This is a genomic window from Rhodocyclus purpureus, assembly GCF_016653115.1.
Taxonomy (GTDB): Bacteria; Pseudomonadota; Gammaproteobacteria; order Burkholderiales; family Rhodocyclaceae; genus Rhodocyclus; species Rhodocyclus purpureus.
Genome location: NZ_NHRX01000069.1, coordinates 1 through 13,250, shown reverse-complemented (window position 1 = coordinate 13,250; position 13,250 = coordinate 1). Strand labels below are relative to the sequence as shown.

Here is a 13,250-nt window from a genome sequence, read left to right as displayed (position 1 = left end):
GACCCTCAGCACGGCGGCAAACGGGTGGCCACGAACCCGCGCAACTGCTCGCGCGCCTGCTCGAAGTCGAAATGGGCGATCGCGCGCTGGATCGGTGCCCAGTCGTGGTGCCAGGAAGAGCCCGCGAGCAGTGCGTCGACCTCGGCGCCGCACTGCCGCGCGCGGATGTGGCCGCCGGCGAGCAGGGAGTCGAGCCGGTTCACGGCCGAGGCAAGCGCCGCGCAATCGAGCTCGCGATCGGCCGGGGCGGTGGGATCCGCGCCGTATCCTGGGTCGGCAGCGGGGTCGGGGGGGAGCGCGGGTGTCGCGAGGACGGGAAGGCCGCCGGCCGCGCGTTCGTCGGCGCCGTCGAGCCGGTGCACGCAGGCAGTGAAGGAGAAGGTGCTGCCCTGCCCCGGCGTGCTGTCGACCGAGATCTCACCGCCCATCAGCTCGACCAGCCGCTTGCTGATGCTGAGACCGAGCCCGGTGCCGCCGTAGCGGCGCGTGATCGACGCATCCCCCTGATGGAAAGGCGCGAACAGTCCCGCGCACTGCTCGGGCGACAGACCGATGCCCGTGTCGCTCACCGAAAACCTGAGCCGGACCTCTTCGCCGCCGCAGCACCCGCCGTCGTCGGCAAGATCGACGCGCACGAAGACACTGCCCTGCTCGGTGAATTTCACCGCGTTGCCGAGCAGGTTGTTGAGCACCTGCAGCAGCCGCAGCGGGTCGCCGAGCACGACCGGCGGCAAGCCCGGCGCCAGTTCGCAGGAGAGCGTGAGCTGCTTCAACTCGGCCTGCAGGCCGAACAGCGCCATCGACTTGGCGACCAGGTCGGCGATGCGCAGGGGCACCGCCTCGATGCGCAGGTAACCGGACTCGAGCTTCGCGAAGTCGAGGATGTCGTTGAGCAGTTCGAGCAGCGTCTCGCCGGCGCGGTGGATCTTGCCGACGAAGTCCCTCTGCTGCGCACTCAGCGCCGACTCGAGCAACACGCTGGAGAGGCCGACGACCGCGTTCATCGGCGTGCGCACCTCGTGGCTCATGTTGGCGAGGAAAGCGCCCTTGGCGGCGTTGGCGGTCTCGGCCGCCTGCGTGGCCCGCTTGAGCTCGACGGCCTGCTCGCTCAAGGCGAGTTCGAGCGACTTGTCGACCAGGAGCAGCAGCGAATGCGCCGATGGCGCCGCCTCCTGCTGCAGGTGGATGATCTGGATGTCGCAGGGCAGCGCGCCGGTCGCGCCCTTGATCAGCGCGCGCTGGATGACGATCGGCTCACGCTGCAGCCGGTCGCGCAGCGCTTCGATCAGGCGGAAACGCTCGCCACCGAGCAGGAACTGGGCGATCGAGTAGCGCTGCTGCAGACTGCTGCCGCGCAGCTTGAGGAAGTCCTGCGCGGCGCGGTTGGCCTCGACGATGAAGCCCTGATGATCGACCAGCAGCGCCGGCAGCGGCAGGTTGACGAACAGCGAACGGTACTTGTCGAGCGCCAGCGACAGCTGCTCCTGGCTGGCGACCAGCTCGTGGTTCTGGATCTCCAGTTCGGCCTGGTAGACGCGCAACTCCTCGAGCAGGTGCTGCGCGTCGTCGCCGGCGAACGCAGACACCTCGTCCCTGGCCGCGCGCACCGCGCGTTCGGCGCGCTGGCGCAACTCGTCGATATTAACGGCGTGCGGCGTCTTCATCGGCGATCCCGCGGAACCAGCTGGAGATGTTGACGTGGCTGACTACGGCGCCGAACTCTTCGCTGCTGCGCACCGGCGCCACGTTCATCACGAACCAGCGCTGCTCGAGCGGGGAATGGCAGGGATACTGCAGGGAGAAGCTCGGCAGCGTGCCGTCGAGGACGCCGCGCACGCCTTGCGCCGCTGCGGTCGCATTGGCGAAGTCGGGGGCGGTGCCGGCCCTGACATTGCTGCAGGCGTCGAGATAATTGACGCCGATCCCCGACTTGCGCAGGTCAGGGTCGCCGTTGGCCTGCGCAAAGCGGCGCCAGGCGAGGTTGACGAGGACGATCCTGCCGGCCGGGTCGAGCACGGCGATGTGCTCGGGCAGCGCGTCGATGATCGTCTGCAGGCGCAGCGCGTCGTGGAAGGCCGAGATGTCGATGAAGGTGGCGACCGCGCCACGCAGCGTGGTCGAGGGGATCGCGTAGGGCAGGATGCGCGCCATATAGACGTTCTTGCCGCTCAGTGTCTTCACCTCGCGCTCGATCATGCGCTCGGTCTGCAGGGTCCGCTCGAGGTCGCCGACCAGCCCCGGGTAATCGAGCAGGTGGGTGATGTCGTCGAGGCGCCGGCCGATGTCCGACTCGCGCAGCTTGAAGATCTGCATCGCGTCGGGGCTGAAGCGGGTGATCAGCATGTCCGAGTTGACGAACACGGTGGCGACGCCGGAGGCCTTGGCCATGCTGTCGATGTCGGCGTTGATGCGGTTCAGGATCTGCATCTTCTCCTGGAACTCGGCATTGACCGTGCTCATTTCCTCGTTCACCGACTGCAGTTCCTCGTTCGAGCTCTGCAGTTCCTCGTTCGACGCCATCAGCTCCTCGTTGGTCGCCTGCAACTCCTCGTTCGAGGTTTCGAGTTCCTCGATCGTCGCCTGCAGGCTCTCGCGCGTCGCCGCGAGTTCGCGTTCGAGCACCGAGATGCGGGCGACGGTCTCGGCGTCGACATCGACCGGTTCCGGCGTCGCCCCGCCCTTGCCTGGGGCGCCCTCGAAGCAGAGCAGGCTCAGGCGTTCGCCGTCGTGCCTGAGCGGCTGCGCCGCCAGGCGGACATGGCGGCGCTCGCCGTTGGCGAGTTTCACCTCGATCGTGTCGGAGACGAGCTCGCACTCGTCGCGCGCCACCTTGTAGAGCAGCGCCGAGGCCACCGGCACCAGGTTGTCGGGCAGGAGCCGGTTCAGTTCGAGGCTGGCGACCCCCTCGCGCGGCTGGAAGTAGCTGCTCACCTCGCCGTACAGATGCACCACCTCGTGCGCGGCGTTGACCACCACCGCCGCCGGCGCATAGCGCGCGAGCAAGGCGGCGATGCCGATGTCGGCGATGTTGTTGCGCTCGGCAGCGAGGCGGCGGCCGCTGCCACAGGCCAGCGCGACCGGTGCCGACAGCGGGCGCGTCGTGCTCCCGCGCCGGTCGAGCAGCGGCAGCGAACTCGCACCGGTGCGGCGGAACAGCTTGTGCTTGGCGCTGACGATCTGCAAGCCGTCGCTGACCGAGGCCAGCGACTCGCTCGGGCCGAGCAGCAGCGCTCCGCCCTCGCGCACCGCGTACTGCAGCGAGCGCAGTGCACGTTCCTGCGCGCCGGACTTGAAATAAATCAACGTATTGCGACAAACCACCAGGTCCATCTTGGTGAAGGGCGGGTCGGAGAGCAGGTTGTGGCGCGCGAAGACGATGCACTGCCGCAGTTCGTTCTTGACGACGAAGTAGTTGCCCTTCTTGACGAAGAAGCGCTCCAGCCGCTCCGGCGACAATTCGGCGGCGGTCGATTCGGGATACTGGCCGATGCCGGCGGTCTCGATGCAGGCCTGGTCGACGTCGGTCGCAAACACCTTCAGGTTGGGCCAGCGGCGGTGGCGCTCGCAGGCCTCGATGAACAGCATCGCCAGCGAATACGCCTCCTCGCCGGTGGCAACGCCGGCACTCCAGACGCGCAGGGTCGTTCCGGTGGGTGCCTCGGCGACCATCGGCGAGATGACCTTCTCGAACAGAAGTTCGAAAGTGTCCGGGTCGCGGAAGAAGCTGGTCACCGAAATCAGCATGTCGCGGCGCAGGGTGAGCAACTCGTTGCGCTCGTTTTCCAGAAGATCGAGGTACTGGTGCATTTCCGGCGTGTGCTGCACCTGCATGCGCCGCTCGATGCGGCGCAACACGGTGGCCGGCTTGTAGTCGCTGAAATCGATGCCGCTGGCGTGGTTGAGCAACTGCTGGATCGCCGCCAGCACCTCGGCAGAGTTCATCTTCGCGTGCGGAACGATGCGCACCTCACTGACCGGCTTTGCCACCGGCAGCTTGTGGATGTGCGCGACCAGCCGCGCCGGCATGTCCTCGGGCGCGAGGATCGCGTCGAAGATGCCGGTGGCGATCGCACTGCGCGGCATGCCGTCGAACTTGGCGCTCTCCGGATCCTGCACCATGACGAAGCCGCCGCTCGAATTGACCGCCCCGGCGCCACGCGTGCCGTCGGTGCCGGTGCCGGAGAGGATCACGGCGACCGCGCGCGGACCATAGACCTCGGCCAGCGAGGCGAAGAAGATGTCGATCGGCAAGGTCAGGCCGCGCGGGTTCTTCGGCGTCAGGTGCAGGTGGCCCTGGCTGACACGCATGATCGCCCCCGGCGGGATCAGATAGACGTGATTGGCCTCGATCGGCATCTCGTCCTCGACCATGATCACGGGCATCTCGGTATGCCGCGCGAGCAGGTTGTTCATGATGCTCTTGTGGTCGGGCGACAGGTGCTGGATGACGACGATGGCCGCGCCCGTATTGCTCGGGCACGCCTTGAAGAAGCGCTCCAGCGCGTCGAGCCCGCCGGCCGAAGCACCGATGCACACCAGATACCCGTCGAAGCCGCCCCGCTGCGCGCCGCTCTCGTGGGCGCCGTCCGCAGATCTGCTTTTCATGAACAGTTCCAGCCCTGCGCTCGGGCCTTGGCCTGCAGGCCGATCATGGGCAGCCTCTCGATAAAAAAATGCGCCGCGACCAACGGCACTTGCATGATTTTACTGCAGCACCGACCCGGCGGGGTTGTCACAGCGGCGCGGTGCCGTCCACGGCATAAGCAAAAATCATATTCGGAAGACGGCCGTGGAGCAAGACCAGCGCAGGGGGCAGGACATCGCCCCCGAGCCCGCGCCGGACGCGCTCAGTAAGCGACCGGGACCGGGTCGAGGCTGCGCCAGAGGTACCAGGTCGCCACCGAGCGCCACGGCCGCCAGCGCTCGCCCTGCGCGGCGAGCGCACGGCGCGACGGCCGCTCGCCGCCGGCGTAATGCAGCGCCACCGCGCGCTGCAGGCCGATGTCGTCGAGCGGCAGCACGTCCGGGCGCAGCAAATTGAAGATCAGGAACATCTCGGCGGTCCACACGCCGATGCCGCGCACCGCGGTCAGTTCGGCGATCACCTCGGCGTCGCTCATCGCCGACCAGCGCTCGACCGCGAGCGCGCCGCTGACGAAATGGCCGGCCAGATCGACGAGGTACTCGACCTTGCGCGCCGACAGCCCGGCCCCGCGCAGCGTCACCGGGTCGGTCGCCAGCAGCGCTTCGGGAACGAATTCCGGCACCGCATAGGCCAGCTTCCGCCAGACGCTGTCGGCGGCCGGCACCGAGATCTGCTGGCCGACGATCGAGCGCGCCAGCGTCGCGAACGGGTCGCCGCGCGAGGCGAGCGCCGTGTCGGCGTAGCGCTCGACCAGCATCGCCAGCACCGGGTCGGCCGCCGCCAGTTCCTGCGAGGCCTGCCGCCACCAGCCGGGAATCACGCGGCTTCTCCCGCCGCGTCGGCCTGGCGTCGGCGCGGCCGGCGCGGCGCCGCGTCGCCGATGCGCTTGAGATGACTGCCGCAGTCGGCGTGGCAGTCGCTGGCACCGAAACCGGCGACGACGATCTCGCCTGGAGTCTGCCGATTGACCTCGCACTCGGGCTCGGTCAGACGCCGCACCTCGACCATGCGTACGCGCGGCGCCGCGAGCAGGTAGTCGATGTGCCAGCGCAGGCGTTTTTCCTTGGCCAGGTGGCGGCGGATGCGCGCCTCGAAGGCGCGCTTCGCGCTGCCGGTGTAGCAGTAGCGGCCGGCGGGAAAGTCGAAGCAGCCGAAGCGGCCGACGCTGACGCGCCTGGCCACCGGCAGGTCGAAGATGAGCTGGTAGGTGCGGAAAGGCGCGGGCGCTGCGCAGTCGGCCGCCTCAGTCACCGCAGAAGGGGTTGCTGCGCCGCTCGCGGCCGAAGGTCGACATGGGACCGTGTCCCGGGATGAACTCGACGTCGTCGCCGAGCGGCCACAGGCGGCTGCGGATCGACGTGATCAAGGTGTCGAAATCGCCGCGCGGGAAATCGGTGCGGCCGATCGAACCGGCGAATATGACGTCGCCGACCAGCGCCAGCTTCGACGGCCGGTGGAAGTAGACGACGTGCCCCGGCGTGTGCCCGGGGCAATGCAGCACTTCGAGCACGACCTTGCCGAAGCTGACGACATCGCCGTTCTCCAGCCAGCGGTCGGGCGTGAAGCTGCGCACGTCGGGGAAGCCGTACATGCGGCTCTGCTGCGGCATGCCGTCGATCCAGAACTGATCCTCGCGCTGCGGCCCCTCGACCGGTAGCGACAACTGCTCGGCGAGCGCGGCGACGCCGCCGGCGTGGTCGATGTGGCCATGCGTGACAAGGATCTTCTCCAGCGTCGCCCCCTCACGCGCCACCGCGGCGAGGATGCGGTCGATGTCGCCGCCGGGGTCGACCACTGCCGCGCGCAGGGTCTCCTTGCAGACGAGCAGGGTGCAGTTCTGTTCAAACGGGGTGACGGGAACGATTCGATAGTACATGGCAGCTCGGGAGAAGAAAACTGCGCTGCATTGTACCGACAATTGCCGCGGAAACACGACCGCGGTCGCTCGTCCCGAAGCGCCGCAAACGGCGGCCGGCATGTGCAGCCGAACGCCCGGCGCGCAGCGCGTCCGGCTCAGTAGCCCGGGCGCCGCAGGGAGGTGTTCTCAGGTCTTGCCCCGCCATCGCGCGTCGCAGCGAGGTAATCGTCGATGGCCTCGTGGAAGGCCGCGGTGAACTCGGCCAGCGATTCGGCGTGGAAGGTGATCGGCTCGTCGATGTGCAGCACGTGACCGACGAGGATATGGTCATGGGGATCGAATTGCACCCTGGCCGTGCAGCCACGATAGCTCAGCCTCTCCTTCATCGTCCGCCCTCCTGGTACGGCAAGCGCTCATCCGGTCTGCTCGCCAAGGACGGCGGATCGAGGTCGCGATCCGCCCTCCTCGCAACGCGGCGTCGGCACCGGCGAGGCGCCGACGCTTCCATTCAGGATAGACCATTCATCGCGGAAAGATGACGGATGCCGCCACCGGGCAGCTAGCGCGACTGCACCGTGGCGGCTGCGAACTTGCCCGCCTCGTAGTCGCGGATGGCGGCATGGATCTGCTCGCTCGTGTTCATCACGAACGGGCCGTACTGGACGATCGGCTCGCCCAGCGGCCGTCCGGCGACGATCAGCACGCGCGCATCCTGCTGCGCCTCGATGCAGACGCCTGCGGCACCGTCGTTGGCGAGGATCGCCATCTGCCGGTCGGACAGCGTCCGGCCGGCGATGGTGACACTGCCGCGGTAGGTGTAGGTGAAGGCGTTGTGACTGGCCGCGATCGGCTGCACGAAACGGCTACCGGCGGGCAGATGCACGTCGAGGTAGAGCGGCTCGCTGTGTGGGCGCTGGACGGCGCCGGCCACCCCATGGCTCTCGCCGGCGATGACGCGCACGCGCACGCCGCCGTCGGCGGAGAACTCGGGAATCGCCGCCGGCGGGATGTCGCGATACCAGGGCGCGCTCATCTTCTCGGCAGCGGGCAGGTTGATCCAGAGCTGGAAGCCTTCCATCAGCCCCTCTTCCTGCTCGGGCAGCTCGGAATGGATCAGCCCGCTGCCGGCGCTCATCCACTGCGCACCTCCCGGACCGAGCAGTCCCTCGTTGCCGGCGCTGTCGTGGTGCCGCATGCGCCCGGCGATCATGTAGGTCACCGTCTCGAAACCGCGGTGAGGATGGTCGGGAAAACCGCCGATGTAGTCGTCGGCATGCTCGTTGCGGAACGCATCGAGCATCAGGAAGGGGTCGAGCCTACGCTGCAGGTCCTGGGTCAGGACGCGCGTCAGGCGGACGCCGGCGCCATCGGAGGTGGCGATACCATGGACGATGCGCTCGACGGCTCTGGATTGCACTGCGGAAGGCGAGAGGCTCATGGCGGACTCCTGCGGGGATGAAGATGGACGCGAGAAGGTGGCGGGCGGCAATGCCGCCCGCTGCAACCGATCAGCCGATCAGTTCGGCAATGCGCACATCGGCGTCGGCAAACGCCTTCTCGGCCGCCTCGGCGCCCATCGCCAGGCCTTCGGCGTAGATGAACTCGACATCGGTCATGCCGAGGAAGCCGAGGACGGTCTTCAGGTAGGGCACCTGCGTGTCGGCCGGCGTGTCGCGGTAGAGGCCGCCGCGCGCCAGCGCGACATAGACCTTCTTGCCCTTGATCAGGCCTTCGGGACCGTTCTCGGTGTAGCGGAAGGTGACACCGGCACGGGCGATGCCGTCGATCCACGACTTCAGCTGCGCCGGGATGCCGAAGTTGTACATCGGCACGCCGATGACGATCACGTCGGTCGCCTGCACCTGCGCGATCAGCGCTTCGCCGAGCGCGACACGCGCGGCCTGTTCTGGCGTGCGCTGGTCGTCCGGGGTGAAGAGCGCGCCGACCGCCGCTTCGTCGAGCAGCGGTGCCGGGTTGCTCGACAGATCGCGAACGGTGACGACGGCAGCCGGGTTCTTCGCCTGCAGGCGCGCGGTGATGGCGTTGGCGACGCGCGTCGAGTTGGAGGCGGCGGCGCGGACGCTGGTGTTGAGTTGCAGGATGTTCATGGTGTCTTCTCCTCGAAGCAAGATGTAAGTGGAAAGTCGCAGGTGGAGGCAAGTCCGGGATCCGTCACGACCGTGATTCACATTGTATTGATGCCATCAATGAACGAGAAGACGCCATAACGGGTATCATTGTTCCAATTATGGAACGTAAAGCCATGTCACTCGACGCCAACGACCTGATCCTCTTCGCCCGTGTGATCGCCGCCGGCAGCTTCGCGCGCGCCGCCGAACGCAGCGGGCTGCCCAAATCGACCGTCTCGCGGCGGATCAGCGCGCTCGAGGCGCGCCTGGGGGAGCGACTGCTGACGCGCAGCACGCGCCGGCTGGCGCTCACCGACTTCGGCGAGCGCATCCTCGAACACGCGCGCCGGCTGCAGGAGGAAACCGAGGCGGCGTCGGCGCTGGCGCAGCACCGGCAGGGAATCCCGCGCGGCGTGCTGCGCGCATCGCTGCCGCCCGACTTCATCGAGCTCGACCTGGCGCCCTTCCTGATCGAATTCGCCGCCAGCTACCCCGAGGTGCGGCTGGAACTCGATCTCTCGCCAAGGCGCGTCGACCTCGTCGCCGAGCGCTTCGACGTCGCCCTGCGCATGGCCAGCCGCCTGCCCGACGACAGCACGCTGGTGGCGCGCAAGCTGGCGGAGCTGCACAACGGGCTCTACGCGAGCCCGGCCTATCTCGCGCGCTACGGGCAGCCCGAGCGCCCCGAGGACCTGCTCGCGCACGTCGGGCTGCGCCTGATCAGCGCCGGCGGCGAAGCCCTGCCCTGGCGCCTTACCAACGGATCGGCGCAGTGGGAAGGCATGCCCGACGGGCCGCTGGCCGCCAACTCGCCGGGCCTGCAGCGCGAGCTCGCCGCCCACGGCATGGGAATCGTCGCGCTGACCGACCGCTTCGTCGGCAAATGGCTCGAACAGGGACTGCTGGTGCGCGTCCTGCCCGAGTGGCGGCTGCCGGCGATCACCATCTGGTGCGTCACGCCGGGCAGAAGCCTGCTGCCCGCGCGCACGCTTGCCTTCATCGAGATGCTGCGCGCGGCGCTGGCCAAGACTTGAGGTGAAACCGCGAAGGGCCGGCGCCAAGGTCCCGGCCGGAACTTCAGCACGTCATCGCGAACCCGCAGGGCGTGGTGATCCAGTGTATAGCTCTCGCATCGGGTCGCGCGTGGATGGCGGCCAAGGGCGAGGAGACGGAAGAACGAACTGGATTGCCACGGCGCTGCGCGCCTCGCAATGACGGCGGAGCCAGGAGCGCATGGAGAGGGGCCGAGAGCGTAACCGTCATCGCGAGCCCGCAGGGCGTGGCGATCCAGTGAGTAGGTCTCGCATCGTGCAGGGCGAGGAGACGGAAGAACGAACTGGATTGCCACGGCGCTACGCGCCTCGCAATGACGGCGGAGCCAGGAGCGCATGGAGAGGGGCCGAGAACGTAACCGTCATCGCGAGCCCGCAGGGCGTGGCGATCCAGTGCGTAGGGCTGAATGGAAGAACGAACTGGATTGCCACGGCGCTGCGCGCCTCGCAATGACGGCGGAGCCAGGAGCGCATGGAGAGGGGCCGAGAGCGTAACCGTCATCGCGAGCCCGCAGGGCGTGGCGATCCAGTGAGTAGGGCTGAATGGAAGAACGAACTGGATTGCCACGGCGCTACGCGCCTCGCAATGACGGCGGAGCCAGGAGCGCATGGAGAGGGGCCGAGAGCGTAACCGTCATCGCGAGCCCGCAGGGCGTGGCGATCCAGTGCGTAGGTCTCGCATCGTGCAGGGCGAGGAGATGGAAGAACGAACTGGATTGCCACGGCGCTGCGCGCCTCGCAATGACGGCAGTGCGAGGCGCGCATGGAGAGGGCCTGAGACCGTAACCTTCATCGCGAGCCCGCAGGGCGTGGCGATCCAGTACCCGGGGCTGGTAGCTAATTTGGAGGGCTGGAGCGTGCCGGTGCTTCGTTCAGCACGTAGGCACGCGTCGTCAGGTAGAGCAGGAGACCGTCGAGCAGGTGCCAGAGGAAATGCGTGCCGATCGGCCAGTACGGGCACAGCGGCGCATCGAGCGTGCGGAAGAGCAGCGCCAGCAGCAGGACGAAGGCGGAGAGATGCAGGATCAGCGGCTCGCGCCGGCGCTGCGCGCGGTGATGCACGGCGAAGGCCGCGATGAAGAGCAGCGCGGGGACGTAGCCCAGCGATCCGTTCAGCCACTCGCGCGGCAATGCCACGAACGCGAAGCTGAGCAACAGGAAGGCGAGCAGCAGCGAGCCCACCGTGGCGCTGCCGAAACCCGCCACCCGCCGCGCGTAGAGTGCGACGAAGGCGAGTTCGTAGACGAAGATCGACCCCACGTCGGCGAGCATGGTCAGCCGGGTGGAGAAGGTATGGAAGAGGAAGCTGGCGACGCCGATGGCGAAGACCAGCGCGGTGAGGAGGATCGCCGCGACGCTGACGGGCGGACCGCCGGCCCCTTCACCACGCCGGCGCAGCAGCACGAGCAGCGCCAGTCCCGCGCAGAGGAAGGACAGGTTGCTCAGCGCGTTGACCGGCTCTGCCCAGAAACCGATGGCGCTGCGTTCGCAGTAGAGGTCGATCGCGTTCATGATCACGAGCCCGTCCTGGCGAGTCGATCGGCATATCTTACACAGCTTCGGGAAAGTCGCGGTGCTTGGCGAAGGGCTGCGCAGCACACATTTTGCAGCGCAATAATGAGAAAATGCGGATCCGCCTCGCCGGCGCTGCCCTCCTGGAGTCCCGATGTCCGACCGTCTGGCCGTGCTGCCGCAATACCTGTTACCGAAACTGGCGCTGACCCGCCTCGCCGGGCGCACCGCCAACTGGCGCTCGCAAGCCTGGACGCGCGCCTTCATCCCCTGGTTCGCCGCGCGCTACGGCATCGACATGAGCGAGGCCGCCAACCCGGATTTCGCTGCCTACGCCTGCTTCAACGACTTCTTCACGCGCGCCCTGCGCCCGGGTGTGCGCCCGCTCGCCGACGCCGACTACGTCTGCCCGGTGGACGGCGCCATCTCGCAGCTCGGACCGATCGCCGGCGACCAGATCATCCAGGCCAAGGGCCACAGCTACAGCACGCGCGCGCTGGTCGGCGGCGATGCCGAACTCGCAGCGCAGTTCGAGAACGGCGAGTTCGCGACCATCTACCTCTCGCCCAAGGACTATCACCGCATCCACATGCCGTGCGCCGGCAGGCTCACGCGCATGATCCACGTCCCCGGCGACCTGTTCTCGGTGAACCCGACCACCGCGCGCGGCGTCCCCGGCCTGTTCGCGCGGAACGAGCGCGTCGTCTGCGTGTTCGAGGGCGAGCGCGGCCCGTTCGTGCTGACGCTCGTCGGCGCCACCATCGTCGGTAGCATGGCGACGGTGTGGCACGGCGTCGTGAACCCGCAACGTCCGGGGACGCTGCGCGAATGGAAGTACGACGACCGGCAGATCGTGCTGCAGAAGGGCGAGGAAATGGGCCGCTTCCTGCTCGGCTCGACCGTGGTCCTGCTCTTCCCGAAGGACACGCTGAAGTTCCGCGCCGACTGGGCGCCGACGCGCGGCGTGCGCATGGGCGAAGCGATGGGGACCCGGGCCGCGGACTGAGCCGCAGCGCTCAGCCGCGCGGCGGTGGCAGCGCCGGCACGGACATCCGGAAGACCACGATCGCCGCCAGCGACAGCGCCGCCGCGAGCGCGAAGGACAGGCCCGGCGCGAACTGAACGGCGCGGGATGGCTCAGCCGCCCTCTTCCTCCAGCCGCCGCCGGCATGCGGCGCGCAGTTTTTCGGCACCGGTGGTGAGGCGCTTCTCGGCGTGCCAGGCGATGTAGAAGCGCCGTTCCATCGGGATTTCCGGCAGCGGGATGACGGCGAACTCGCCGCGCGCGAGTTCCCGTTCGATCGAGCGACGCGAGGCGCAGGAGATGCCGAGCCCGAGCCGGACCGCCTCGCCCACCGCCCCGCCGCTGCCGAGTTCGAGCAGCAGGTTCATCCACCCGAGATGCGGCAGCAGCAGGGATTCGAGCATCTGGCGCACGCCCGAGCCGGCCTCGCGCATCACCCACGGCGTCGCCGCCAGTTCGGACAGGCTGAACGGGCGCGCCAGCAGCGGATGGTCGGCGCGCGCGAAGACGACCAGTTCGTCGCGCAGCCAGCGTTCGCTGACCAGTTGCCGGTGCGTGAGCGGCGCCTCGATCAAGCCGATGTCGGCGAGTCCGTCGAGCAGGTGCTCGACGACCCGGCGCGAGTTGCCGATCAGCACCTCGTAACGGTCGTCGGGATTGGCGCGCATCAGCTCGCCGAGGAGCCCCGGCAGCACGAAATTGCCGATGGTCAGGCTGGCGGCGATGCGCAGACGGCTGGGCACGCCGGCGGCGTAGCTGTCCTCCAGTTGTTGCGCCTGGGCGAGCAGTTCCTCCGCCCGCGGCAGCAGGAAGCGTCCGTGCTCGCTAAGCTTATGCGATCAAGAAATAAGGAAGCCCCCTGAGTCAAGATAGTTGTCGGTGTGCCAAGAAGACGTAGCGGCAAACGTCCGCGAAGTCATGCTGTACCAGTGATGAGGGCGGGCCCCTCGGTGTCGCCGATCAGGCGGAGATGCCAAACCACCCTGAGCTGCGGTCGTAAAGAGCGACTGTGGTGAGCGTCATGGGAAAA

The 13,250-nt window shown here is 68.1% G+C and carries 12 protein-coding genes; 2 read left to right on the top strand and 10 right to left on the bottom strand.

From position 1 onward, the window contains the following. Positions 1–5 precede the first annotated feature (5 nt). From CCR84_RS16080 to CCR84_RS16045, 8 genes are all read right to left on the bottom strand, one after another. Positions 6–1,664 carry a PAS domain-containing sensor histidine kinase gene (locus tag CCR84_RS16080; protein WP_201214625.1) on the bottom strand — a complete coding sequence of 553 codons (1,659 nt, stop codon included), beginning with the start codon at positions 1,662–1,664 and terminating at the stop codon, positions 6–8. After that, complete coding sequence (locus CCR84_RS16075) at positions 1,642–4,605, bottom strand: chemotaxis protein CheB (RefSeq protein WP_201214622.1); 2,964 nt, start codon at positions 4,603–4,605, stop codon at positions 1,642–1,644. The genes CCR84_RS16080 and CCR84_RS16075 overlap by 23 nt, the downstream gene beginning before the upstream one ends. Before the next feature lie 242 nt (positions 4,606–4,847). Next, a complete protein-coding gene (locus CCR84_RS16070) occupies positions 4,848–5,465 on the bottom strand; it encodes a DNA-3-methyladenine glycosylase 2 family protein (RefSeq protein ID WP_201214619.1) in 618 nt (205 codons plus the stop codon). Then, the gene (locus tag CCR84_RS16065; protein WP_201214618.1) at positions 5,462–5,896 is read right to left on the bottom strand and encodes a DUF123 domain-containing protein; all 435 of its coding nucleotides are present in this window, start codon (positions 5,894–5,896) and stop codon (positions 5,462–5,464) included. The genes CCR84_RS16070 and CCR84_RS16065 overlap by 4 nt, the downstream gene beginning before the upstream one ends. Continuing rightward, entirely contained in the window at positions 5,889–6,521 is a 633-nt protein-coding gene (locus CCR84_RS16060; RefSeq protein WP_201214616.1) for an MBL fold metallo-hydrolase, read from the bottom strand. Before CCR84_RS16060 ends, CCR84_RS16065 begins: the two co-directional genes overlap by 8 nt. Positions 6,522–6,658: 137 nt before the next feature. Continuing rightward, positions 6,659–6,889 (bottom strand): hypothetical protein, encoded by a 231-nt coding sequence (locus CCR84_RS16055; RefSeq protein WP_201214614.1) that lies wholly within the window; start codon positions 6,887–6,889, stop codon positions 6,659–6,661. Positions 6,890–7,062: 173 nt separating this feature from the next. Beyond that, positions 7,063–7,941, bottom strand: a complete 879-nt coding sequence (locus CCR84_RS16050; protein WP_201214611.1) for a pirin family protein — start codon at positions 7,939–7,941, stop codon at positions 7,063–7,065. A 70-nt stretch (positions 7,942–8,011) separates the two neighbouring features. Continuing rightward, positions 8,012–8,611: an FMN-dependent NADH-azoreductase gene (locus CCR84_RS16045; RefSeq protein WP_201214608.1), complete on the bottom strand. Its 600-nt coding sequence runs from the start codon at positions 8,609–8,611 to the stop codon at positions 8,012–8,014. Positions 8,612–8,766: 155 nt separating this feature from the next. Here CCR84_RS16045 and CCR84_RS16040 point away from each other — a divergent pair, with 155 nt between their 5' ends. Beyond that, a complete protein-coding gene (locus CCR84_RS16040) occupies positions 8,767–9,666 on the top strand; it encodes a LysR family transcriptional regulator (RefSeq protein ID WP_201214606.1) in 900 nt (299 codons plus the stop codon). An 855-nt stretch (positions 9,667–10,521) separates the two neighbouring features. On the opposite strand, the gene CCR84_RS16035 is transcribed toward CCR84_RS16040, so the two are convergent. Continuing rightward, the gene (locus tag CCR84_RS16035; RefSeq protein ID WP_207186311.1) at positions 10,522–11,196 is read right to left on the bottom strand and encodes a ceramidase domain-containing protein; all 675 of its coding nucleotides are present in this window, start codon (positions 11,194–11,196) and stop codon (positions 10,522–10,524) included. A gap of 154 nt (positions 11,197–11,350) precedes the next feature. Between CCR84_RS16035 and asd the strand changes: the two genes are divergently transcribed. Then, positions 11,351–12,202: an archaetidylserine decarboxylase gene (gene asd / locus CCR84_RS16030; RefSeq protein WP_201214594.1), complete on the top strand. Its 852-nt coding sequence runs from the start codon at positions 11,351–11,353 to the stop codon at positions 12,200–12,202. A 131-nt stretch (positions 12,203–12,333) separates the two neighbouring features. On the opposite strand, the gene CCR84_RS16025 is transcribed toward asd, so the two are convergent. After that, positions 12,334–12,963 (bottom strand): LysR substrate-binding domain-containing protein, encoded by a 630-nt coding sequence (locus tag CCR84_RS16025; protein WP_201214591.1) that lies wholly within the window; start codon positions 12,961–12,963, stop codon positions 12,334–12,336. Between the last annotated feature and the right edge of the window lie 287 nt (positions 12,964–13,250).

Excerpts from the sequence above, each read along its gene's own strand:
- asd (WP_201214594.1), top strand. The coding sequence starts at position 11,351 with ATGTCCGACCGTCTGGCCGTGCTGCCGCAATACCTGTTACCGAAACTG.
- CCR84_RS16035 (WP_207186311.1), bottom strand. The coding sequence starts at position 11,196 with ATGAACGCGATCGACCTCTACTGCGAACGCAGCGCCATCGGTTTCTGG.
- CCR84_RS16050 (WP_201214611.1), bottom strand. The coding sequence starts at position 7,941 with ATGAGCCTCTCGCCTTCCGCAGTGCAATCCAGAGCCGTCGAGCGCATC.
- CCR84_RS16040 (WP_201214606.1), top strand. The coding sequence starts at position 8,767 with ATGTCACTCGACGCCAACGACCTGATCCTCTTCGCCCGTGTGATCGCC.
- CCR84_RS16060 (WP_201214616.1), bottom strand. The coding sequence starts at position 6,521 with ATGTACTATCGAATCGTTCCCGTCACCCCGTTTGAACAGAACTGCACC.
- CCR84_RS16045 (WP_201214608.1), bottom strand. The coding sequence starts at position 8,611 with ATGAACATCCTGCAACTCAACACCAGCGTCCGCGCCGCCGCCTCCAAC.
- CCR84_RS16075 (WP_201214622.1), bottom strand. The coding sequence starts at position 4,605 with ATGAAAAGCAGATCTGCGGACGGCGCCCACGAGAGCGGCGCGCAGCGG.
- CCR84_RS16080 (WP_201214625.1), bottom strand. The coding sequence starts at position 1,664 with ATGAAGACGCCGCACGCCGTTAATATCGACGAGTTGCGCCAGCGCGCC.
- CCR84_RS16055 (WP_201214614.1), bottom strand. The coding sequence starts at position 6,889 with ATGAAGGAGAGGCTGAGCTATCGTGGCTGCACGGCCAGGGTGCAATTC.